The sequence below is a fragment of the Macrococcus psychrotolerans genome, from assembly GCF_038095555.1.
In the GTDB taxonomy this organism is placed as follows: domain Bacteria; phylum Bacillota; class Bacilli; order Staphylococcales; family Staphylococcaceae; genus Macrococcoides; species Macrococcoides psychrotolerans.
This window is the reverse complement of the sequence record NZ_CP124591.1, coordinates 1,313,117-1,337,788: the sequence shown is the minus strand read 5'-3', so window position 1 is coordinate 1,337,788 and position 24,672 is coordinate 1,313,117. Positions and strand designations below refer to the sequence as shown.

The 24,672-nt window shown below is 37.0% G+C and carries 26 protein-coding genes and 2 other annotated features; all 26 genes read left to right on the top strand.

What is annotated here, in order from left to right; genetic code table 11:
• The first annotated feature begins 5 nt into the window (after nt 1–5).
• The 26 genes from hemC to ruvA all read left to right on the top strand — a co-directional run bounded on the left by hemC (nt 6) and on the right by ruvA (nt 24,671).
• Nucleotides 6–929 carry a hydroxymethylbilane synthase gene (hemC, locus tag QA539_RS06845; RefSeq protein ID WP_419895016.1) on the top strand — a complete coding sequence of 308 codons (924 nt, stop codon included), beginning with the start codon at nt 6–8 and terminating at the stop codon, nt 927–929.
• Nucleotides 930–944: 15 nt separating this feature from the next.
• The gene (locus QA539_RS06840) at nt 945–1,613 is read left to right on the top strand and encodes a uroporphyrinogen-III synthase (RefSeq protein WP_419895015.1); all 669 of its coding nucleotides are present in this window, start codon (nt 945–947) and stop codon (nt 1,611–1,613) included.
• A gap of 15 nt (nt 1,614–1,628) precedes the next feature.
• Entirely contained in the window at nt 1,629–2,612 is a 984-nt protein-coding gene (gene hemB, locus QA539_RS06835; RefSeq protein ID WP_219492376.1) for a porphobilinogen synthase, read from the top strand.
• Entirely contained in the window at nt 2,612–3,895 is a 1,284-nt protein-coding gene (gene hemL, locus QA539_RS06830; protein ID WP_419895014.1) for a glutamate-1-semialdehyde 2,1-aminomutase, read from the top strand. The genes hemB and hemL overlap by 1 nt, the downstream gene beginning before the upstream one ends.
• Before the next feature lie 97 nt (nt 3,896–3,992).
• Entirely contained in the window at nt 3,993–4,412 is a 420-nt protein-coding gene (locus QA539_RS06825) for a hypothetical protein (protein WP_419895013.1), read from the top strand.
• Between the two features lie 87 nt (nt 4,413–4,499).
• Entirely contained in the window at nt 4,500–5,567 is a 1,068-nt protein-coding gene (locus QA539_RS06820; protein ID WP_419895012.1) for an AbrB family transcriptional regulator, read from the top strand.
• A gap of 42 nt (nt 5,568–5,609) precedes the next feature.
• Nucleotides 5,610–5,813 (top strand) — a binding site (T-box leader).
• Nucleotides 5,814–5,855: 42 nt separating this feature from the next.
• A complete protein-coding gene (locus QA539_RS06815) occupies nt 5,856–8,489 on the top strand; it encodes a valine--tRNA ligase (protein ID WP_419895598.1) in 2,634 nt (877 codons plus the stop codon).
• A 5-nt stretch (nt 8,490–8,494) separates the two neighbouring features.
• Nucleotides 8,495–9,757 carry a bifunctional folylpolyglutamate synthase/dihydrofolate synthase gene (locus tag QA539_RS06810; protein WP_419895011.1) on the top strand — a complete coding sequence of 421 codons (1,263 nt, stop codon included), beginning with the start codon at nt 8,495–8,497 and terminating at the stop codon, nt 9,755–9,757.
• A 157-nt stretch (nt 9,758–9,914) separates the two neighbouring features.
• Entirely contained in the window at nt 9,915–11,297 is a 1,383-nt protein-coding gene (locus QA539_RS06805; RefSeq protein ID WP_419895010.1) for a YfcC family protein, read from the top strand.
• A gap of 169 nt (nt 11,298–11,466) precedes the next feature.
• Nucleotides 11,467–12,204, top strand: a complete 738-nt coding sequence (locus tag QA539_RS06800) for a prepilin peptidase (protein WP_413474452.1) — start codon at nt 11,467–11,469, stop codon at nt 12,202–12,204.
• Complete coding sequence (radC, locus tag QA539_RS06795) at nt 12,204–12,875, top strand: RadC family protein (RefSeq protein WP_219492357.1); 672 nt, start codon at nt 12,204–12,206, stop codon at nt 12,873–12,875. The genes QA539_RS06800 and radC overlap by 1 nt, the downstream gene beginning before the upstream one ends.
• A complete protein-coding gene (locus tag QA539_RS06790; RefSeq protein ID WP_120785706.1) occupies nt 12,875–13,237 on the top strand; it encodes a hypothetical protein in 363 nt (120 codons plus the stop codon). The genes radC and QA539_RS06790 overlap by 1 nt, the downstream gene beginning before the upstream one ends.
• Before the next feature lie 266 nt (nt 13,238–13,503).
• On the top strand, nt 13,504–15,243 hold the full coding sequence (locus tag QA539_RS06785) for an ABC transporter ATP-binding protein (protein ID WP_419895009.1): 1,740 nt from the start codon (nt 13,504–13,506) through the stop codon (nt 15,241–15,243).
• The gene (locus tag QA539_RS06780; protein WP_219492350.1) at nt 15,240–16,973 is read left to right on the top strand and encodes an ABC transporter ATP-binding protein; all 1,734 of its coding nucleotides are present in this window, start codon (nt 15,240–15,242) and stop codon (nt 16,971–16,973) included. The genes QA539_RS06785 and QA539_RS06780 overlap by 4 nt, the downstream gene beginning before the upstream one ends.
• A 4-nt stretch (nt 16,974–16,977) precedes the next feature.
• Nucleotides 16,978–17,499: a GNAT family N-acetyltransferase gene (locus QA539_RS06775; RefSeq protein WP_413474456.1), complete on the top strand. Its 522-nt coding sequence runs from the start codon at nt 16,978–16,980 to the stop codon at nt 17,497–17,499.
• Nucleotides 17,500–17,508: 9 nt separating this feature from the next.
• Nucleotides 17,509–17,919: a DUF4930 family protein gene (locus QA539_RS06770; protein ID WP_219492346.1), complete on the top strand. Its 411-nt coding sequence runs from the start codon at nt 17,509–17,511 to the stop codon at nt 17,917–17,919.
• A 152-nt stretch (nt 17,920–18,071) separates the two neighbouring features.
• Nucleotides 18,072–19,211, top strand: coding sequence for a beta-N-acetylhexosaminidase (gene nagZ / locus QA539_RS06765; protein WP_419895008.1), 1,140 nt, complete (start codon nt 18,072–18,074; stop codon nt 19,209–19,211).
• A 29-nt stretch (nt 19,212–19,240) separates the two neighbouring features.
• Nucleotides 19,241–20,104 carry a rod shape-determining protein MreC gene (gene mreC / locus QA539_RS06760; RefSeq protein WP_419895007.1) on the top strand — a complete coding sequence of 288 codons (864 nt, stop codon included), beginning with the start codon at nt 19,241–19,243 and terminating at the stop codon, nt 20,102–20,104.
• Nucleotides 20,104–20,607: a rod shape-determining protein MreD gene (gene mreD, locus QA539_RS06755; protein WP_419895006.1), complete on the top strand. Its 504-nt coding sequence runs from the start codon at nt 20,104–20,106 to the stop codon at nt 20,605–20,607. Before mreC ends, mreD begins: the two co-directional genes overlap by 1 nt.
• A gap of 51 nt (nt 20,608–20,658) precedes the next feature.
• Nucleotides 20,659–20,730: a sequence feature (ribosomal protein L21 leader region), on the top strand.
• Between the two features lie 13 nt (nt 20,731–20,743).
• A complete protein-coding gene (rplU, locus tag QA539_RS06750) occupies nt 20,744–21,052 on the top strand; it encodes a 50S ribosomal protein L21 (RefSeq protein ID WP_012657190.1) in 309 nt (102 codons plus the stop codon).
• The gene (locus tag QA539_RS06745) at nt 21,052–21,372 is read left to right on the top strand and encodes a ribosomal-processing cysteine protease Prp (RefSeq protein WP_012657189.1); all 321 of its coding nucleotides are present in this window, start codon (nt 21,052–21,054) and stop codon (nt 21,370–21,372) included. The genes rplU and QA539_RS06745 overlap by 1 nt, the downstream gene beginning before the upstream one ends.
• Before the next feature lie 10 nt (nt 21,373–21,382).
• Nucleotides 21,383–21,667, top strand: coding sequence for a 50S ribosomal protein L27 (gene rpmA / locus QA539_RS06740; RefSeq protein WP_041636048.1), 285 nt, complete (start codon nt 21,383–21,385; stop codon nt 21,665–21,667).
• A 176-nt stretch (nt 21,668–21,843) separates the two neighbouring features.
• Entirely contained in the window at nt 21,844–22,332 is a 489-nt protein-coding gene (locus QA539_RS06735) for a Spo0B domain-containing protein (protein WP_219492335.1), read from the top strand.
• Nucleotides 22,333–23,622, top strand: coding sequence for a GTPase ObgE (obgE, locus tag QA539_RS06730; RefSeq protein WP_219492333.1), 1,290 nt, complete (start codon nt 22,333–22,335; stop codon nt 23,620–23,622).
• Between the two features lie 12 nt (nt 23,623–23,634).
• Nucleotides 23,635–24,081 (top strand): ACT domain-containing protein, encoded by a 447-nt coding sequence (locus tag QA539_RS06725; RefSeq protein WP_219492331.1) that lies wholly within the window; start codon nt 23,635–23,637, stop codon nt 24,079–24,081.
• Between the two features lie 8 nt (nt 24,082–24,089).
• Complete coding sequence (gene ruvA, locus QA539_RS06720; protein WP_419895005.1) at nt 24,090–24,671, top strand: Holliday junction branch migration protein RuvA; 582 nt, start codon at nt 24,090–24,092, stop codon at nt 24,669–24,671.
• The last annotated feature ends 1 nt before the right edge of the window (nt 24,672 follow it).

The window sequence follows — 24,672 nt, the reverse complement described above, 5'->3', positions numbered from 1 at the left end:
CAGTTATGAGAAAAATTATTGTGGGTTCAAGAAGAAGTAAACTAGCACTGACACAAAGTCAGCAATTTATTGATCAGTTAAAGCGCAAGCATCCGAATCTTGAAATAGAGATTAAGGAGATTGTGACTAAAGGAGATCAGATTGTGAATGTTCAGCTCTCTAAAGTTGGAGGTAAAGGTTTGTTCGTTAAAGAAATTGAACAGGCACTTTATGATGGTACAATCGATTTTGCGATTCATTCACTGAAAGATGTTCCAAGTGTGTTACCTGAAGGGTTAACACTAGGCTGTATTCCAGTACGAGAAGATGCGCGTGATGCATATATTGCAAAGAACCATATTCCGTTACATGAATTAAAGCCGGGAAGTATTGTAGGGACATCTTCTTTAAGACGTGGTGCCCAATTGTTAGATCAATATCCACATCTAGAAATTAAATGGATAAGAGGCAATATTGATACACGCCTTGCAAAACTTCGTGATGAAGACTATGATGCAATTATTTTAGCTGCAGCAGGACTTAACCGAATGGGATGGGATAAGTCGATTGTTACTGAATATCTAAATCCTGAACTGATGTTACCTGCGATTGGCCAAGGTGCATTAGGTATTGAATGCAGAAGTGATGATGCAGAAGTTTTAGCATTATTAAAATCAATGCATGATGAAGAGACTGAAATCTGCACAGAAGCTGAAAGAACATTCTTGAGATTGATGGATGGTAGTTGCCAAGTACCAATTGCAGGTCATGCAACGATGGTTGGCGAGTCAATTGAATTTACAGGTCTTATCATGAGTCCAGACGGGAAAGAAAAATACAAAGTTACACATAGTGGCAGTAATCCGGTAGAAATCGGTACCCAGGTGGCAAAAGCGATGGAACAAAACGGAGCAAAAGCAATTATTGAAACTTTGAATCAAGACGTATAAAAAGGATTGATTAAAATGAAGCCGGTTGTATTGAACACAGGAAGTCGTAATGAAACATATAAAGGATTGACAGTACTGCATAAACCATTGATTAAAATTTGTGCGCTGCCTTTAGATGAAACGATCCGTGCACAATATGACTGGCTTATTTTTACGAGTAAAAATGCGGTTACTTTATTCTTTGAAATATATCCATATATAAAATATAAACAAGTTGCAGCGATAGGGACGAAAACAGAAGAGGCTCTTTCCAATCTGAATATTAAGGTAGATTATGTTCCGAGTCGCTTTCAGCAGGAATATTTCTTAGAAGATATGGACACGCGCTTTCAAGATAAAACAGTTTGTCTACCCATTTCAAAAAAAGCAAGGCCCTTGATGTTTGAAACTTTGAAAAATATCGCTACTGTCGATAAAATAGAATTATATGAACCACAGCCGCATCTTGATAATGTCATGTGTGTTCATCAGATGATTCGTAGCAGAACTATCGACTGGATATTGTTTTTAAGTCCATCATCTGTTCATGCATATTTTCAGCACTTTTCTTTATCGGAAGATATACGTGTTATGGCGATTGGACAAGTTACGAGTGAAGCGTTACAAAAGTACAATGTGTCCCACGTAATTAGTGAGCAAGAAACATTGTACGCTATGTATGAAACAATTAAAAAATTAAATTAAAGGCAGGTATAAATAATGAATTTTGATCGTCACAGAAGATTAAGAAGCTCAGTCAATATGCGTAATATGGTTAGAGAAACAGCGTTACATAAACGTGACCTTATTTATCCGATATTTGTAATAGAAAAAGATGATGTAAAGAAAGAAATCTCGTCTATGCCAGGTATCTATCAACTGAGCCTTAATATTATGGATGAAGAAGTGCACGAAGCATACAAGCTCGGAATCCGCGCTGTTATTCTGTTTGGTATTCCTAACCGTAAGGATGCATGCGGAACAGGTGCTTATGATGATGAAGGAATCATTCAAAAAGCAACCCGTAAGGTAAAATCTCTATATCCAGATATGCTTGTACTTGCTGATACATGTCTATGTGAATACACAGATCATGGTCATTGTGGTGTATTAGATGAACATACACATGATGTCATCAATGATGAAACGCTACCATTACTCGTTCAAACTGCAGTTTCTCAAGCAAAAGCGGGTGCCGATATTATTGCACCAAGCAACATGATGGATGGCTTTGTTACAGAAATACGTAAAGGATTAGATGAGGCAGGTTTTGTTAATGTCCCAATTATGAGTTATGGTATTAAGTACGCTTCAGCATTCTATGGACCTTTCCGTGATGCAGCAGAAAGTGCACCGAGTCATGGTGACCGTAAGAGCTATCAAATGGATCCGGCGAATCGTCTTGAAGCAATGCTTGAACTTGAAAGTGATTTAAAAGAAGGCTGCGATATGATGATCGTTAAGCCCGCACTATCTTATTTAGATATTATTCGTGATGTGCGTAACAACTCAAATGTACCGATTGTAGCATATAATGTTAGTGGTGAATATTCAATGACAAAAGCAGCTAGTATGAATGGCTGGGTTGATGAAGAGCGTATCGTAATGGAACAGATGCTTTCTATGAAGCGTGCAGGTGCAGATATGATTATAACGTACTTTGCAAAAGACATTTGTAAATACTTAGACGAAGGAGAATACTAATGGATTATTCAAAATCAAAGCAAGCATTTAATGAAGCAGTCAATTTGATGCCAGGTGGTGTAAATAGTCCGGTTCGCGCATTCAAAAGTGTAGACATGGATCCTATATTTATGGAGCGTGGGAAAGGTTCTAAAATATATGATATTGATGGCAATGAATACATCGATTACGTTCTAAGCTGGGGGCCGTTAATTTTAGGTCATGCAAACGACACTGTAACGGGCGCGTTAAATAAAGCTGTACTAAATGGTACAAGCTTTGGTGCGCCTACAGAACTTGAGAACAAAATGGCAGAACTTGTAATTGAACGTGTACCTTCAATTGAAATGGTTCGTATGGTTTCAAGTGGTACTGAGGCAACACTAGCAGCACTTCGCTTAGCAAGAGGATTTACAGGTAAGAATAAAATTTTAAAATTCATCGGATGTTACCACGGGCATAGTGACTCATTATTAATAAAAGCAGGGAGTGGTGTGGCTACGTTAGGATTACCAGATTCTCCTGGAGTTCCTAAAGGTACTGCAGAGAACACGATTACGGTTCACTATAATGATTTAGATGCTGTTAAGCTTGCATTTGAACAATTTGGTGATGATATCGCTGGTGTCATTGTAGAACCTGTGGCTGGCAATATGGGAGTAGTACCTCCAGTTGAAGGGTTTTTAGAAGGTTTACGTGAGATTACATCTGAATACGGTGCATTATTAATATTTGATGAAGTAATGACAGGTTTCCGTGTAGGTTATAACTGTGCTCAAGGTTACTTCGGCGTTACTCCGGATTTAACGTGTTTAGGTAAAGTTATCGGTGGTGGATTACCAGTAGGTGCATTTGGTGGGCGCAAAGACATTATGGAACGTATTGCGCCAAGTGGTCCGGTATATCAGGCAGGAACATTAAGTGGAAATCCGCTTGCGATGACTGGTGGTTACTATACATTAAGTCAACTAACACCTGAAAGTTATGAATACTTTAACCATTTAGGGGATATGTTAGAAGCAGGCTTAACGGATGTATTTGCAAAACATAACGTACCGATCACGATTAATCGTGCTGGTAGTATGATAGGATTTTTCTTAAATGAAGAAAAAGTGACAAATTTTGAAATTGCTTCTAAGTCTGACTTAAAACTATTTGCAGCTATGTACAAAGAGATGGCCAATAATGGTGTGTTCCTACCTCCTTCACAATTCGAAGGGATGTTCCTGTCGACTGAACATACTGAAGAAGATATTCAGAGAACAATCAATGCTTTTGATAAATCTTTAACTGTCATTTTATAAAATAAAAATTAAAATAATGTTTCGAGTTGTGATTAATAGGATATAGATTGATATGTAGATGAAATAAGCTGCATAATCTAATCTGGAGGTCGTTATTATGACAAACAACAAAAACAGCAACAGCAACGACAAAGAAAATGAAGTCATCTATGATTCATCTAAGAATAGACATGAAAATGTAACCCATCAAGCAGATGGAGATACATACAAAAACGGTCAAAAAGTTCGTGAAGGTGAACATCACGATAAAGTGATTGGAGACCGAGATAATGTAGACCATGAGAAGAAAAGTAATCCGTTGAAATGGATTTTACCTTTATTACTTCTTCTGATTTTAATACCTTTATTATTTAAGTTCTGTAATGATAATAAAGATGCTGAAGAAGATGTAAAGACAGAAGAAAAAGCAACAACTGAAGCTCCTACAACAGAAAAAGCTACAGAAGAAAAAACGTCTGATGCACAAGTAAAATCATTTGATTTAGCATCAATCGTCAACTTTGATTTAGTAGCTTAAAAATGTTGCTTAAAGTCTAAGACATATGTCTTAGACTTTTTTGAGCGTGTTAGTATAATTATTATACCTAAATATGGTATGATTTGTATGAAGAAGGCAGGTGATCCTTTGAATTACATCATTATTTTTATCGTGAGCTTACTCATGGGGCTGATCCTAAGTACTGTTCATCTTATTTTACCATGGTTATTCGGTCCGATTATTGCCACAGTGCTACTGAGAAAGTTTACTTCAAGAGAATATCAATGGCCGAAGTGGTTAAGCGAAATCGGACTATATATTCTAGGAGCTCAGATTGGAGCATCTTTTACGAAAGAAATTGTAGCTGATATTCACGATGAATTAATGTACATCATATTAATAAGTATCTTCGTTATTTTGTTAGCTATAATGATATCTTTTGTGTTAAAGCATTTTTTAAACTGTTCTCTCGAAACAGCAATTTTAGCGTCGATACCAGGTGCACTTAATCAAATGATCGTGATGGCAGAAGAGAATAAACATGCCAATCTATTGGTCGTCACATTAGCACAGACTTCGCGAATACTGATTGTTGTGTTGATTGTACCTTTCATTTCTTCTTTGCTTCCAGAAGGCGGGCATCATGCGACAATATCCCAGACGCCTTCCATGATGGAGGCTATAAATCTGCAAACCATGTTGTTGTTAATAGGTGCGATGGTAATTGCAGGTTATCTTTATAGACGCATACATTTTCCTGTACCGGATATGATGGGTCCGATAACTGTCCTGATGATCTGGAATTTAACGACCGGAATAAATTTCATGATTCCTACACCGCTAATTATTCTGGCTCAAATGTTTTTTGGCATTCGTATTGGATTACAGCTCTATGACCTTTCTTATCAAATTAATCGACAGCTATTTATTGGCGTGCTGATTCAGAATTTACTATTGATTATAGGGACATTTATAATTGTGTATTTAATGAATCTTTTTATGCATGAGAGTTTTAATGATCTTTTTTTAAGTGCAGCGCCAGGCGGTATGGCTCAGATTATTATTGTCGGACTGGAAACAGGAGCGAACGTAGCGATGATTTCAAGTTATCATATTTTTAGGATTTTTATTATTTTGCTGGTGGTAACACCATTACTATCCATCTACCTTAAATATAGAGCACGTCATATTTGAATATAAATTGACAATATATCATGAATCTAATACAATTATTTTAAGTTCATATTATATTAGGAAGAGTAGCGGATGCGTATTTATAGAGAGTGCATGGTTGGTGAGAATGCATAATGCAATTTTGTGAAGGTAGCCTGGAGCGTTTATTTGCTGAATAAAGTAGGTTAATACGTGTAAGAGCGTTAATCTTTTGAGTGCAGTAGCAATACTGAATTTAGGTGGTACCGCGGTAAATCCGTCCTATAGTTATAGGATGGATTTTTTTATTTGAAATTATTGAGTGGAGGTATAATAATGGAAACGAAATATAATCCAAATACAGTTGAAACAGGTAGATATAAAGAGTGGGTTGAGAAAGAATTATTTAAAGCAGAAAGTAAAAGCGACAAAAAACCGTATACAATTGTGATTCCACCACCAAACGTAACAGGAAAACTACATATCGGACACGCGTGGGATACAACATTACAGGATATCATTACACGTATGAAACGTATGCAAGGTTATAATACGTTATATTTACCTGGAATGGACCATGCCGGTATTGCGACGCAAGCGAAGGTAGAAGCAAAATTACGTGAAGAGGGTGTCAGTCGTCACGACATCGGACGTACTAAATTTTTAGAGCATACGATGGAATGGAAGGAAGAATATGCAGGATTTATTCGTCAACAGTGGGCAAAGCTCGGTCTTGGACTAGACTATTCACGTGAGCGCTTTACATTAGACGAAGGATTAAGTGAAGCGGTTAAAGAAGTGTTCGTTAAGATGTACGAAAAAGGTTTAATCTATCGTGGGGAACGTATCATTAACTGGGACCCTGCAGCACGTACAGCATTAAGTGATATTGAAGTTATTCATGAAGAAGTTGAAGGTGCGTTCTATCATATTAACTATCCTTTAGCTGATGGTTCAGGATTTATCGAAATTGCGACGACACGTCCTGAGACGATGTTAGGTGATACTGCGGTTGTGGTACATCCAGAAGATGAACGTTATAAAGAAATGATCGGTAAAAATGTAATCTTACCGATTATGAATCGAGAAATTCCTGTACTTGCAGATGAGTATGTTGAGATGGACTTTGGTACTGGAGCAATGAAAGTTACCCCTGCACATGATCCAAATGACTTTGAGATCGGGAACCGCCATAATTTAGAGCGCATCAATGTGATGAATACTGATGGCTCGATTAATAAGTTAGGTGGTAAATATGAAGGATTGGACCGTTTCGAATGCCGCAAACAGCTTATCGCTGACTTGAAGGAAAGCGGAGAACTTGTGAAAGTGGAACGTCATATGCATCAAGTCGGCCATTCTGAACGTAGTGGCGCAGTTGTAGAGCCTTATCTTTCAACGCAATGGTTTGTTAAGATGGCACCGCTTGCTGAGCAGGCATTAAACAACCAGAAAACAGAGGGACGCATTGAATTCGTTCCGAATCGTTTCGAAGGCACATTTAACCGCTGGATGGAAGGCATTCATGATTGGTGTATTTCTCGTCAGTTATGGTGGGGACATCAAATTCCAGCATGGTATCATAAAGAAACAGGTGAACTTTACGTAGGTAAAGAAGCGCCTGCAGACATAGAGAACTGGACCCAGGATGAAGACGTACTAGATACATGGTTCTCAAGTGCGCTTTGGCCATTTTCAACACTTGGCTGGCCAGATACTGAGACGATTGACTATAAAACGTTTTATCCGACGAATGTCCTCGTAACGGGATATGATATTATATTCTTCTGGGTAGCACGTATGATCTTCCAAGGATTAGAATTCACAGGAAAACGTCCATTTGATGATGTGTTAATCCATGGATTAGTACGTGCAGAAGATGGTCGCAAAATGAGTAAGTCTCTAGGTAATGGCGTTGATCCAATGGATGTTATCGATCAGTACGGTGCAGATAGCTTACGTTATTTCTTAGCGACAGGTTCTTCACCAGGACAAGATTTACGTTACTCAACTGAAAAGGTTGAAGCGGCATGGAACTTCATCAACAAAATCTGGAATGCTTCACGCTTTAGCTTAATGAACATTGGTGATGATTTTAAAGCTGAACATATTGACCTATCTGGTAAGAAATCACTAGCTGATGAGTGGATTTTAACACGCTTAAATGAAACTATTGCAGACGTTACGCGTCTTGCTGAGAAGTATGAATTCGGTGAAGTAGGTCGTGTACTGTATAACTTTATCTGGGATGAATTCTGTGACTGGTACATCGAAATGAGTAAGATTCCGATGAACGGTGAGGATGAAGTACAAAAACAAATGACGCGATCAGTATTAGCATATACGTTAGATTCAATCATGCGTATGTTACATCCGTTTATGCCGTTTGTAACTGAACATATCTGGCAGAACTTACCGGTAACAGGTGATTCAATTGTTACTGCAAGCTGGCCAGTGGTGAAACCTGAACTATCAAATGAACAATCTAAACGTGATATGGAGCAGTTGATGGAAATTATTCGTGCTGTGCGTAATACGCGTAGCGAAGTGAATACGCCGATGAGTAAACAAATTCCGATGATGATTAAGACAAATTCTGAAGCCAATTCAAATCGTCTAGAAACAGAACGTCCATTTATTGAGCGATTCTGTAATCCATCTACATTAACGATTTCAACGGATGTAGAAATTCCAGAAGAAGTAATCACAACTGCGGTGACAGGAGGTTCTGTCATTCTGCCATTAGAAGGTCTGATTGATATGGAAAAAGAAATTGCACGTCTTGAAAAAGAACTTGAAAAATGGCAGAAAGAACTAGAACGTGTCGATAAGAAGCTAAGTAATGAAAAGTTTGTCGCTAAAGCGCCAGAGAAAATTATCAATGAAGAAAAAGAAAAGCAGGCACTATATACAGAGAAATATAATAGTGTTCAGGAACGTCTAAACCAATTGAATAGGAAGTAATGACTATGAATTATTTAGAGAGTTTATATTGGATACATGAACGCTATAAATTCGGTATTAAACCTGGTGTAAAACGAATGGAATGGATGCTCGACAAACTCGATAATCCTCAGCACAAGATAAAAGGTATTCATGTTGTAGGTACGAATGGAAAAGGGTCGACTGTAAGCTATCTTAAAGATGCACTTATAGCTAACCATTATGAAGTCGGTACATTTACAAGTCCATATATTGAAACGTTTAACGAGCGTATCAGTTTAAACGGTCAGCCGATATCTGATGAGGAAATCGTGCAACTCGTTGACATTGTGAAGCCAGTAAGCGAACAGCTGGAAGTAGAAACAGATCTTGGTACTGCAACAGAATTCGAGATTATTACGATGATGATGTTTGTCTATTTTGGTGAAGTTCATCCTGTAGACTTTGTAATTGTTGAAGCAGGACTGGGAGCAAAGAATGACTCTACAAATGTATTTACACCGGTCATGTCGATATTAACATCGATTGGGTTAGATCATACAAATATCATCGGAGATACTTATTTAGATATCGCTAAAGAAAAAGCGGGTGTCATTAAAGTTGGCGTACCGTTAGTCTATGCGGCAAAGAATGAAGATGCACAGGAATATATCGATGGTGTCGTCGCTGAAAAGCATATCAAAGGGATTAAGCTTGGTTGTGACATTCAACTCATTCAAAATGGAAATGAATTTACATTCCGATATAAATCTTACGAACTTGAGGCGATTGAACTGAAGATGATCGGCGCGCATCAGCAGGAAAATGCAGCGCTCGCGATTGCTACATTGCTTGAGATGTACGATAGAGGTATGCTTCTTCTGGACTTTAATAAAATGATTCAAGCCATTGAAGATACAACGTGGACTGGTCGTATAGAGAAAATTCAGGAGCATCCGACAATTATATTGGATGGCGCACATAATCTTGAATCAATTGAAGTATTAGTCGATACGATGAAATCTCATTATGCAGGTCATAAGATTGATGTGTTGTTCTCCGCAATCGATGGAAAACCAATCGGTCGCATGTTAAAGTCGCTTGAAGAAATAAGCGAGCATTTCTATGTGACAACATTTGATTTTCCTAAAGCGCTGCCGCTCGACACTTTATATGAACATGTCGAACATGATAAACGAATTAAGGTAAAAGATTACGCAGATTTTATCAGAAACTATGAAGGTGATGTACTGCTTGTAACAGGAAGCCTGTATTTTATTAGTGCCGTAAAAGATAAATTAAGACAATAAATTTTGTTAAAAAAATAAACTTTCGGAAAATGTAGGAATTAAGAGATTCGTACATTGCCGAAAGTTTTTTGTATTCTGAAGAATAAATGCATTTAAAATCTGAAATTTTTGAATGTACTTTATAAATTAGGGAATGCTAACAAAAAGGGGGAATTGTATGAATTTTAAATTAAAGATGCCGCATACATATTTACTACTGCTTATAATTGTCTGTCTCGCAGCTTTCATGACATATATCGTACCTGCTGGAGAATTTGAACGTCAGAAAGTAGAAGACCGAACAGAAGTTATCAATGGTTCCTATCATCATGTAACGCAATCACCAGTTGCACCAATTGAGATATTTAGGTCTATTCCGAACGGTCTAATAGAAGGTGGAGAGATTATCTTCTATATATTTATCGTCGGTGGAGCTTTCGGTATTATCCATCGCACCGATGCCATTACTACTGGCGTTAACGCATTAATGGAACGTGTCGGTCGTCATGGAAGATGGCTGATTCCGATTACGATGACTATGTTTAGTATTCTTGGGTTTTCAATTGGTCTTAGTGAAGAGACAATTATATTTGTACCCATTGGAATTGCATTAGCGACAGCACTAGGATATGATGCCATGGTTGGAGCTGCAATGATCGCTCTAGGTGCAGGGATTGGATTCTTAGGTGGCATGATTAATCCATTCACGGTCGGAATCGCACAAAGTATAGCGGAAGTACCGTTATTTTCTGGTTGGGGCTATCGTACTTTGATCTATCTACTTGTCTTATTTACTGGCATTCTTTATGTAATGCATTATGCTAAGAAAGTTAAGGCGCATCCCGAAAAAAGTTTATTATATGATGTGAACGTAGAAGAGAGAAGAACAATGAGTGATGATGTGCTCGATACTAAATTTGATTCTTTTAAAAAGCGTCATGCTGTTATCTTAGTGATTCTAGCTGCAACGATAATTATCAATGTTTATGGTATATTCAAGTTTGGCTGGTTTTTAACACAGATGAGTGCAAACTTTCTAATTATGGGTATTGTTGTCGGAATCATTGGAGGACTCGGGGTTAACGGGACATTCGATGCATTGCTTGAAGGTATGAAGGATATTCTGTTTGGTGCGATGATTGTCGGTTTTGCTAAGGCTATTGTTGTCGTACTCACTTCTGGTAAGATTATTGATACAATTGTTTTTCATATGACAGATTTTATAGACCATCTACCCGCTGCCTTTTCAGTAGTCGCAATGTTCCTGACACAGCTTATATTGAACTTCTTTATCCCTTCTGGTTCAGGCCAGGCGATGACTACAATGCCGATTATGGTGCCTATCAGTGACCTTCTGGGGATTAATCGACAGGTTGCCGTTATGGCATTCCAATATGGGGATGCAATCAGCAACAATATCATTCCGACAAGTGCCAGTCTTATGGGCTTATTAGCAGTCGCTGGTATTCCATATAATAAGTGGCTGAAATTTGTCTGGAGAATTTCTGCAATATGGATTTTGATATGTCTTGGAGGACTGATACTTTATATGTATCTTTAAAAAATAAAATATTACTAAAATTAAAAAACTGCATAAATTATATGCAGTTTTTTAATTTTAGTCTAGAAATTTTTTAATAGATGTATCAAAATCACGGTTATTTTTAAAAAATGCACTTTTTACAGGATTTACTTTTTGTTATATATTATAAGCGAAAGTGAGGTGAATTATGACAGTCATCATTTTTTTGCTCGGTGCGTGCTTTAGTTCGTTTATAAGTTGCGTCAATGACCAGAACGGTTTATTTCGTCGTTCTAGGTGTCTTAAGTGTCATCATAAACTATCAGCTAAAGATTTGATTCCAGTCATTTCATATTTCATGCTAAAGGGACGATGTAAATATTGCAGCATACATATACCGACTGAATTGTTATGGGGTGAATTATTAATGGGTGCTGCTTTTGTATATATATTTTCCTTAAATAGTATAATTCATAATAATATTGCGCTTACAATCACAATTTTTTTAATCCCACTTTCGATCATTGATATTGAAACATATACTATTCCTAATCAATTACTTACGTTATTCTTTTTTTGCTTAATGACAGGTTATACGTATCTATTTATCTTTCATAGCGAAACAATTTCCGAGATAAGATTTGAACATATTATAATCAAATTACTGATTATTCTTCTTCTGCATATTTTCTTCTTCTTAACGAAAAGTATCGGATATGGAGATATCAAACTTTTCGTAATTTTACTTATTTTTCTGCCAATCCCTTATTACATTGCAATGTTCTTTATGACATATCTAATTGGAGGTTTTGCCAGCATGATATTTTTATCCTATAAAAGAAATTTAAAGAAGATTCCGCTTGTCCCATTTATTGCTGCAAGTTTCTTTGTGGTGATGTATTTGTACCAGGATATTAAATATATTTATTTTGGAGGGTTTATTTAATGCAGACGGTTGCACTGGAATCTGATAAACCGAGAGAACGTCTTCTGACTTATGGTGCTGCACAGTTAACAAATCAAGAACTACTATCTCTTATTATTGGTAGCGGTGTTCGAGATGAAAGTGTTTATACGGTGGCACAGCGTTTGCTGGAACATATAGGTCATATTGGAGATTTAAGATATACGACGTTTCAGGAGCTGATCACAATTAAAGGCATAGGCGAGAAGAAAGCAGCGATGATTCTTGCCATTATTGAACTTGCCATAAGAATGCATACGCATACGAAAGAAGCAAGAATCAAAGTGAAATCACCTGCATGTGCAGCAAATTTATTGATGGAACGTCTGCGTTATATGACACAGGAGCATTTTATCGTATTATCACTGAATACAAAGAATATCGTGATGCATGAATCAACGATATTCATCGGTTCACTGAATGCATCTATCGTACATCCGAGAGAAGTATTTAAAGAGGCGGTTAAAAGAAGTGCAGCAGCAATCATCGTTGTGCATAACCATCCTTCTGGAGATCCAGAACCGAGCTATGAGGATATAGAAGCTACAAAACGTCTGATTAAATGTGGAGAGATCTTCGGGATAGACGTACTGGATCATATTATTATAGGAGATGGTTATTATGTCAGTATAAAAGAAAAGGGGATACTTTAATGGGACTTGATATGTATTTCTATGTTGAAGATAAAGCAACACGTGAACGTATAGAACTTGCATACTATAGAAAGTTCAATGCATTGCACGGATATTTTGATAAGAAATATCAGCTGGATAATCCTGGGCAATGTGAAGTGACCTCTCAGGACCTTCTTTATTTATTGAGCGCAGTAAAAGCTATACAGTCTCGTCCTGATGATGCACCTATGAGACTCCCGTATTATACAGGGCCGTTCTTTGGTTCATATGAATACGAAGCGATATATTTCGGCCACATCTCTCAGCTTCATAAAGACTTAAAACGCTTAATATCAATAGATAAAGAAAAATATCAAATACTGTATTTAGCAGATTATTAATCTTCGATTTTCGAAATTTATTCATATAAACTATTGAAATTTTCAGAAGATTAAATTATGATGGAGATAACTTATAGAGAAAGGAGGAAAATAAGATGAACAAATTAATACATTTTGTATTGATACGACAAGAAATTCAATATTTTCCTCGTGCAGTGCATAAATTTATGTGATTGCAGGGAGATCTCTCTAGATATAAAAGCGCACATGCTTTCATTTTATGGGAGTGTGTGCTTTTTTGTGTTTAAAGAGAAAGGAGATGGAATATGTTTGATGTTTTAAGTAAGTTAAGCTGGTTTTTTAAACAGGAGAAGAAACGTTATATTATTGCGATCATCGTTTTGTTAATAGCAAATGTAATTGAAGTCATTCCACCATGGTTAATTGGTCAGACGATAGATGCAGTTAACTTGAAGACGTTGAACGCATCAAAGTTTAACTGGATAATGCTTGTCTTCCTAATTACGATTATCCTTAGTTATATCATCAATTTCTTATGGCGTTATCTACTCTTTAATGGATCTCAACTGCTTGAGAGTATGATGCGCAGAAAGTTGATGGCAAAGTTTCTGACGATGAGTCCGGGATTCTATGAGAAAAACAGAACAGGAGACTTGATGGCCAAAGCGACAAATGACTTAAGTGCAATTCGTATGACTGTTGGTTTCGGAATATTGACATTAGTCGATAGTACGACTTACATGATTACAATTATTGCAACAATGGCAGTCCTTGTATCCTGGAAATTAACGTTAGCTGCATTATTACCGCTTCCATTTTTAGCGATAATCGAGCAGAAACTCGGTAAGATGATTCATGAACGCTATACAGTGAGTCAAGATGCATTCGGTGAAATGAATGACAGTGTACTTGAGTCTATAGAAGGAGTTAGGGTATCGAAAGCGTTTGCTCAGGAAGAAAATTTAAACGAACGTTTCCGTCATATGACCACAGATGTAGTAAATAAATTTATCCACGTAGAGAAACTTGATGCGTTATTCAAGCCTCTAACTATTATTATTACGGCTTTAAGTTTTATGATTGCGCTAGGGTATGGAAGCTTTCTGGTCAATCAAGGTGAAATTACGGTCGGTGCATTAATATCATTTAACGTCTATTTGAATATGCTTGTATGGCCAATGTTTGCAATCGGCATGCTCTTTAATATTATGCAGCGTGGCAATGCATCATTGGATCGTGTAATGGAAACGTTAGATGCTCAGGATGCCTTACTGGAACCGGTTGACCACGTTGTACCTGACGACCATAATGTTGCATTTGAAGCTGTGACGTTCCAATATCCATCGAGCGAAACAGTCAATCTGTCGAATGTTTCGATCCACCTGGACTCGGGAGATACTTTAGGGATTGTTGGTCCGACTGGAAGCGGAAAGACGACATTAATTAAGCAGATACTAAAAGAATATCCACTTGGACGAGGTGAGATAACTTTAGGAAATGTTGCTCTGGATCGACTAACAAAAAAAGAAGTAAGAGATAAAATTGGTTACGTATCCCAGGAAAATATCTTATTCTCAAGGACAATTCGAGAAAATATTAAGTTTGGTAAAGACGATGCGACCGAGGAAGAGATCGCTGAAGCTATACGCCTTGCAAACTTTGATGAAGATATCAAAAGACTGCCATCTGGTCTGGATACATTGGTAGGAGAAAAAGGGATAGCGATATCTGGAGGTCAAAAACAGCGTATCTCGATTGCACGTGCGATGATTAAAAATCCAGATATTCTTATACTTGATGATTCTTTAAGTGCTGTAGATGCAAAGACGGAAACAGCGATTATCGAGAATATAGAATCTTCACGTAAAGGCAAGACAACCATTATTTCCACGCATAGACTTTCTGCTGTACAGCATGCCGATCATATTGTCGTGCTCTCTGAAGGAATCATTGTACAAGAAGGTACACATGATGAACTAATTGCACAGGATGGATGGTATAAAGAACAGTTTAATCGACAACAACTAGGAGGTGAGTCGTCATGAGTACGACGAAACGTCTCTATCATGAAGCAGTAAAAGAAAAGAAATTATTTATCGCAGGTTTTATCATTCTTTTCTTTGCAGTCGTTACTGAATTATCAGGTCCGATAATAGGAATGTATATTATCGATCATCATATCAAGGATGCCGGTGAAATAATCAATATGCAGCCTATATTTCAGCTGCTTGGATTATATTTCCTTATTGCTTTAATCTATGCAATTATGAGTTATTATCAGACAATTGCCTTTCAGACAGCGGGTTCGAATGTTATAAAACATCTACGAACAAACTTGTTTGAACATATTCAGAAATTACCGATAAAATACTTTGATAACTTGCCTGCTGGAAAAGTTGTTGCAAGAATTACGAATGATACTCAGACGATTCTTGAACTTTTCACAGTGATGCTTCCGACATATATCGCAGGTTTTGCAAATATCTTAGGGATTATTATTGTCATATTCTATTTTAATGCAAAAGTAGGACTGCTGGCATTGATTGTTGTACCATTATTGTTTTTCTGGCTGTTGATCTATCGTAAGGTTTCCGATAAATATAATCATATCGTTCGTGAACGAAACAGTGATATGAATGCGATGCTGAATGAATCGATCAATGGGATGGCGATTATTCAGGCTTTCAATCAAGAAGCGAAGATACAGCAGGAATACGAAGAGCTGAATAAAGAGTATTTAAAGAACTATGAACGAATTATTAAGCTAGATTCATTAACAAGTCATAATTTGATGGGAATTATACGTTCTGCGGTGTTTTTAATCATGATCTATATATTTGGTCAGTCATTCTTATCGAATGAAGCGACATTAACAGCAGGAATGATGTATATTCTTGTAGATTATTTGACGCGATTATTTAATCCAATGTTCAATATCGTTAATCAGCTAAGCGTATTGGAACAAGCACGTGTATCAAGCAATCGTGTGTTTGAAATGATGGATGAAACGCCAGAAATCATTGAGCAGGACGAACTGGTGATAACACGTGGAGAAGTGAAGTTTCAAGATGTATCGTTTGGCTATAAAAAAGATGAACTTGTCCTTAAAAATATTAATATCCAGGCAGCACCTGGAGAGACAGTTGGTTTAGTCGGTCATACAGGTTCTGGTAAAAGCTCCATTATGAATCTGCTCTTTAGGTTTTATGACCCAACAAAAGGGCAGATTCTAATCGATGGAGTAGATACGAAGTCGGTGACAAAAGCTTCTATGAGAAGTCGTATGGGTATCGTCTTACAGGATCCATACTTATATACAGGTACAATTCTAAGCAACATTACTTTAGGTGATGAAAGTATATCACGCCAAACTGCAGAGCATGCCTTAATGCGCGTAGGCGGTCACCGCGTACTGCAGTCGCTTGAGGCAGGGATTGATACTGAAGTTGTAGAACGTGGTGCCACTTTATCGAGCGGACAGCGTCAGTTAATTTCATTTGCACGTGCACTTGCATTTGATCCAAAAATACTGATTCTCGATGAAGCAACAGCTAGCATAGATTCAGAAACTGAAGCGATGATTCAGCAGGCGATGGATGTATTAAAGAGTGGACGTACAACATTTGTTATCGCACATCGACTGTCTACAATTAAGAATGCAGATCAGATTATCGTGCTGGATAAGGGTGAGATTATTGAGCATGGCACACATGAAGAATTAATTGCACTTCGAGGTCAATATGCTAAAATGTATGCATTACAGTCAGGTAGGTAATGAGATGCTTATTATTAGGGATATGGATGAAGACAGTGCACAGGCAATCAGTCTATGGAATTTTGGAGAGGCATATGCACACTATAACCTGAATGGCGAACAAAGCGCTATTCAGGAATTTTTGCATGGACATTATTATGTTGTATATAAGGACGATGATATATTTGGTTTTTTTTGTGACGGTGATAGCGCCCAAGTCGATTTTATGTCGACAAATTTGTATGAGATAGACTTTGGTTTCGCGCTGAATCCAAAATTTATCGGTCAAGGGTATGGCAGGGCCTTTATTAAGATGATCATGCACTTTTATCATGCGTATCAAGATGTCTGTCATTTCAGACTCACTGTTGCATCATTTAACACGAGAGCGATCTATTTATACCATCGCATTGGATTTGAATTTAATAAGGAAATATCGATGATTGAAGATGGAGTACTCACGAAATTTTACGTAATGTCCCGTGATTTCCATCTTAAGACGGATGAAGCTATCCCTGTTTTACATTATAGTTATGTAAGAAGGTAGGGGGTCCGAATGTTTAAGTTTTTGAAAGCAATAATAAAATTAACACTGATTGTGACTGTATGTATCATGATATATTTAATTATACAGCTCAATCCGTTTGCAAATAATCCGAATCAACCAGAGAATGAAAGAGAAGCAGTCACATACAACCTCGAAGATAATGCATTATTTAGAAATATTCCTTTATCTCAAGTTAAAAATGCATTTAATTTCATGGACAAGCAGGAGTTTATGGCAGTTTCAGGTTTAAGTTTAATGGGGTATAACGATGAATATCTGGCTGGTAAGCGTGGTAATGATTATATTCTCTATCGATTTGGGGAACAGCAAGTACAAGTTTATGCTGATGAGTATGCGCTGGATCAAGCATTAACAAAACGCAGTCAAAGAATTGAATTAAAGGATATTTCAGCCTATTAATGGTATGATAAATACACCAATAATATAACTTGAACTATGCATAGAAAATGTATGTTATTTTCTGTATAGTTCTTGTTTTTTTTATAAACAACTTGAAATATAACTTAGAATGTTATCATTCATAAGTCCCACACTATGAACTAGGAGAATATATGAAACACAATCACTTTATTTTAATTCTACTTATTCCTGTCTTTTTAATATTAACTGCATGCAATAATCATAAAATAGCTAAAGTACAACATCCTATCGTTGAAATACAGAAGTTATCACATGTTGATCTGACCACTTATTACGCAAGTTCAATGACACTTGAAGAAAAGATAGCGCAACAGCTCGTGCTGGGCTTTAACGGTACGGATTATAATGCAGCCTTAAAAAGATACTCTGCTCGCAAAATTGGTGGTGTTATTTTGTTTAAGAGAAATATAGTGAATGAATCTCAAGTAACGCAACTGAATCGGGATATCTTTCACAATGCCACTGACATACCGATGTTTATCGGAATAGATCAAGAAGGCGGCAGAGTGAATCGATTGCCAGCTTCTATACAAAATATTGAATCCGCCTACACAATAGGTTTATCGCATGATAAACAGTATGCATATCAGCAGGGGAGATATATTGGAGAAAATGTGAAACGTATGGGATTTAATCTGGACTTTGCACCTGTACTGGATATTTGGAGCAATCCAGTGAATAAAGTAATTGGAGACAGAAGTTTTGGTCACGATGCAAATACAGTGTCGGACATGAGTCGTTCGTTTCGTCGAGGCATAAACGATAGCGGAATCATTACGAGTGGCAAACACTTTCCAGGACATGGAGATACGGTTGCAGATAGTCACGTGACACTACCTGTGAGCAATAAATCACTTGATGAGCTTATGAAGTTCGAACTGCTTCCATTTAAACGACATATTGATGATGGCATCGATATGATAATGGTCAGCCATATTTCATTTCCGAGCATCGATAATAACTACCCGGCATCTATCAGTAAAGAAATTGTGACAAATATATTAAAGAAAAGGCTCGGGTATAAAGGCGTTATCATTTCAGATGATCTAAATATGGGTGCAATCAGTAATCGCTATTCTTTGAATGAGGCAGTTGTTCGTGGGCTTCAGTCAGGTGAGACAATCATGCTCATCGGAAGTGATGCTGTAGATGTTGATACACTGATTCAATATGTTAAATCGAATGTTGAAAAAGGCAATATAGATAAAAAAATAATTGATGAAAATAATGAAAAAATAATCAGATTAAAGCTTAAATATGGTATCTTATAATATATTGAATATTCTATAATGAGGTGTTAATGTTGCCTAATTTCTACAAAAGAAATAAACTGGTCTTTATTTTATTCGGGCTGATTGTCTTTATCGTATTAGTCGGTGTATCTTTAAAAGAGCGCGCAACTTCTACAGCAGAAGCATTTGCTGGAGATACCGTTGCAGCTGGTCAGCGTATTGTATCCTATCCTGCTATGTTTGTAACATCGAACTTCAGCAATGTAATACATATGTGGAATGCTAATGAAGAAAATAAGAAGCTCAAACAAAAGATAAAGGGGTTTGAGCAGGTGGAAGCTGATAACTATAGGCTTGATAAAGAGAACCAAGAATTACGTCATGCCTTAAAGACAGAAAGTATTTCCATCTATGAGCCTGAAATTTCAACTGTCATCAGTAGAAATCATGATCAGTGGATGAATACGATGATCATTAATAAAGGGAAATCTTCCGGTTTCAAAGAGAATATGGCTGTAATTACGACTGAAGGATTGGTCGGTCGACTAAAGAAAGTAAATAGCTACTCATCACAAGTGGAAATGATTACTTCAAATGTTAAAGCAAGTAAAATTAGTGTCACGCTTCAGCAGGGTGCTGAAGAAATCTTCGGTATGGTAGACCATTTTGATGATAAGAAGAACTTGCTGGTAATTTCTGACATTGATAATAACGTTAAAGTTAAAGTTGGAACGAGAGTTGTGACAAGTGGACTTGGAGGTCAGTTTCCTAAAGGAATTCTTATAGGGAAAGTTAAAAAAGTAGAAAATGATGAGTATGGTCTTAGCCAGATTGCGTATGTTGAAACTTCCGCAGATTTAAAAGGTCTTTCCCAAGTATATATCGCGAAGAAAAGTCCCAAAGCTGTTACGCTTGAAGGAAGTGGAGAGTAATGCAAATCATTATTTTTCCTGCTATCGGATTGTTGCTGTTACTTATAAATAATTTAATAACGACATTTATGCCTATAAACTTCTTTGGATATGAGCTCTACTTTATACCCCACCTCGTATTAATATACTTGCTGATACTAACGGTATATAAGAATCCGAAAATTGCACTGATCTTAGCCATTTTATTTGGTATTCTATGTGACATTTACATTGGCAATATATACGGGCTCTATACATTTGGATTTATTATTGCAGTGTTGCTGATGGACCAGCTCTTTAAAGTTTTTTATAAAGACTTAAAGATGATGATTGCTTTATTGCTGTTATTTGTATTGTTATTCGAAAGCTTTAAGTTTATAACAGTTAAGGTACTTGGGCTGGCCACAACAGGTGGTTTTGGATTTGTTTTCGCGCATTTAATTCCGACATTACTTATTAATTTCCTGTTTATTATCATTGTGTTTCCGATACTTCTTAAAATATTAGATAAATATACAATTTAAAATTGACTATTTACATTTCTGATGATATCATATTGAAGTTGAGTAGTTTCAAGCTACATACAACCGCACAACTTTAGGTTTAAGTGAGTGATCCACCTAAAGATGGCGTGACTTATAAATAATAGGAGGTGCAAGTATGTTTGCAATTATTGAAACTGGTGGAAAACAATTAAAAGTTGAGCAAGGTCAAGAAATCTGGGTTGAGAAATTAAACGCAGAAGAAGGTTCAACATTCACGTTTGATCAAGTATTAATGGTTGGTGGAGAAACAGTTAAAGTTGGTTCACCTGTAGTTGAAGGTGCTACTGTTACAGCGAAGGTTGAAAAACACGGTCGCGGTAAAAAAATCACTGTATTCAAATACAAACCAAAGAAAAACTACAAACGTAAACAAGGTCATCGTCAACCTTACACAAAATTAGTTATTGAAGCGATTAACGCATAATGATTAATGTTACCGTCTTGGTCAATGAAGATGGACAAGTAACTGAGTTTACTATGGAAGGCCATGCGGATAGCGCACCTCATGGGCAGGATCTTGTGTGTGCGGGCGCATCAGCAGTTGTATTTGGTAGTATGAATGCAGTTATGGGTTTGACAGATGAAAGACCCGATATTGATTATGCAGATGATGGCGGTTATTTTACTGCTAGAGTTGTAGACCTTAATAATAAGGAAGCGCAACTGATCATACAGTCAATGCTCGTGTCGCTACAGACAATTGAAGCTGAATACGGACAGTATATAAAATTAAATTATAAGTGAGGTGTAACTCATGTTAAAATTAAACTTACAATTCTTCGCATCGAAAAAAGGGGTAGGTTCTACACGTAACGGTCGTGACTCTGAATCAAAACGTTTAGGTGCTAAACGTGCTGACGGTCAATTCGTAACTGGTGGTTCAATTTTATACCGTCAACGCGGTACTAAAATTTTTGCTGGTGAGAACGTAGGTCGTGGTGGAGATGATACGCTTTACGCTAAAATTGATGGCGTTGTTAAATTCGAACGTTTCGGACGCGACAAAAAGAAAGTATCAGTATACGCTGAAGCGAAATAATGTGAATCGTGGGACTTGGGACAGTTGTCTCAAGTCCTTTTTCATTTTATTTAATACCGGACATGTACAAAATCCTCAATGATTTTGTATGCTGTCCTTTTTTTATCACACATAATAGTGTTCGTCTGACGTATACAAAGTGTTATTCCATGTTATACTATATAAGAGGTGAGGAAATGAATCGCCGAGATATATACTTTAAGATGAAACATGATTTTGCAAACCAATTGCAGTTGATAGATACATATACACAGCTCGGAGAACATGAGAAAAGAGATAGACTTATACAAAGCGTTGTCATGTCATTTAAAGATGAACAAGACTTTTTAAAGTTGCCATTAAATCAGACGATTGATTGTTACATACGATACAAAATAGAACAGCATAAATTTGACTTCGCATTTGAAATAGGTACGCTATCAAGTGCAATTGGCTTATATGATAGGCGTGTTTCGTCAATATTTAATGATGTGTTTGCAGATGCCGGACATCGTATTGAAGAAAAGGGACTGATAACGATCAGTATCTTTGAAACTGAAGCTGCATTTGAACTGTTATTTGTTTTAACAGGGAGGATTATGGATAAAGCGATACATCCGGCAATAACTGAAATGAATCAGAATTTAGTAGAATATGAATATGAAATAAATAAAAGAGGTGTCTAAATGTTTATAGATCAGGTAAAGATTAATTTAAAAGCAGGAGATGGTGGTAACGGAATCGTTGCTTATCGTCGTGAAAAATATGTTCCACTCGGTGGACCATCAGGTGGGGATGGTGGAAAGGGTGCCTCAATTGTATTTGAAGTAGATGAGGGTCTCAGAACACTGCTTGATTTCAGATTTCAACGTATGTTTAAAGCGGAACAAGGTGAAAATGGACAGTCGAGCAATATGCATGGTCGCGGAGCGAAAGATCTAGTGTTAAAAGTTCCGCCTGGCACAGTTATCAAAAATGCAGAGACGGGTGAAATTATTGCAGATTTGGTGACACATGAACAGCGTGCAGTAGTTGCACGTGGCGGTCGTGGTGGACGAGGAAATTCCCGCTTCGCATCTGCAAGTAACCCTGCACCTGACTTCTGTGAGAATGGTGAACCGGGTGAGGAAATAGAAGTTTCACTCGAATTAAAGTTACTGGCAGATGTTGGCCTCGTTGGGTATCCAAGTGTAGGTAAATCTACTTTACTATCGATTGTTTCTAAAGCAAAGCCTAAGATCGGTGCCTATCACTTTACTACGATTAAACCAAATCTTGGTGTAGTTCAGACGAAAGATCAACGTAGTTTTGTGATGGCGGACCTTCCAGGGTTAATAGAAGGAGCATCAGAAGGTGTTGGGCTTGGACATCAGTTTCTTAAACATGTTGAGCGTACGCGTGTTATTATCCACATGATCGATATGGGACGTACGGATGGTCGTGATCCATTTGAAGACTATACAACGATAAACAAAGAATTGAAGCAATATAATGAAAAGCTTGCGCGTCGTCCTCAAATTATTGTAGCGAACAAGATGGATATGCCAAATGCTGAGGAATATTTACAGGAATTTAAATCTAAATTGGAAGAAGACGTTGAAATCATCGAACTGAGTGCGGCAACGTATCAAAATATTGATACATTACTATATAAAACCGCCGATATATTAGATGAAACGAAAGATATCGATTATGATCTAGATGAAGAAGCGAGTGCAGTTCATCGTGTCATGTATAAACATGAGAAATCAGTGGATCATTTTGAAATTACGCGTGATGACGACGGTGCATATGTCGTAAGCGGTAACTCGATAGAACGTCTGTTCAAGATGACAGACTTCACAAGAGATGCGTCGGTGCGCCGTTTTGCTAGACAAATGCGTACGATGGGTATCGATGATGCACTGCGTGAACGTGGGGCAAAAAATGGAGATACAGTACGTATTCTGCGTGGTGAATTTGAATTTATTGAATAGAAGGTGTATTTAATGACGACACAAAAGAAATTTTATTTAATACGTGAAGATGTACTGCCTGAATCTGTAAAGAAGACACTATTGATCAAGGATCTACTCGATAAGAATCCTAAACTATCTATCTTTGATGCCGTTAAAAAACATGATTTATCACGAAGCGCTTATTATAAATATAAGGATACGATCTTCCCGGTTGATGAAAAGGCGCGTGAGAAGAATTTGACGATAATGGTACAAGTGGATGATAAGGTCGGACTTTTAAGTAAGATACTATCCTTTATTGCGTTACAGAATGGGTCAGTATTAACGATACATCAGACCATTCCGATTAAAGAGAAGACGACCATTACGATTTCATTGAATGCTACAAATATCGACATGACAATTAACGAACTTATTGAAGCAATTGGTTCGATAGAGCATGTTAATGATGTAAAGCTCCTTGGAATGAGTTTATAGGAGGAACTATGTACGCATATTTAAAAGGTAAAGTAATAACAGTACTGCCAACGCATCTTGTAATTGAAGTGAGTGGGATAGGATATGAATGTCTAACTCCGAACCCTTACCGGTTTAATCATCAGTTAAATCAGATGATTACACTTCATACACAGCTTGTTGTAAGAGAAGATGCACAGTTACTCTATGGTTTTAAAGATGAGGAAGAGAAAGCGATGTTTAACGCTTTGAATAAAGTAACAGGAATTGGACCAAAATCAGCGCTTGCAATATTAGCTACAAGTACTCCTCAAGAGATTATTAGAGCAATTGAGTCGGAGAGTGAAAGTTATTTAATTAAATTCCCAGGAATAGGGAAGAAGACGGCAAGACAAATCATTCTAGATTTAAAAGGTAAATTGACGATTACGGATGAAAGTGAATTATTTAAAGAAGTAAATGATACACTATTAAACGAAGCATTGCTTGCATTTGAAGCATTAGGATATTCAAAGCGAGAGATTTCTAAGATTGAAAAAGAGCTCAAGAAAAAACAGTTTAGTAGTGTGGATGAGTATGTAAAGCAAGGATTGCAGATGTTTGTGTCATAAA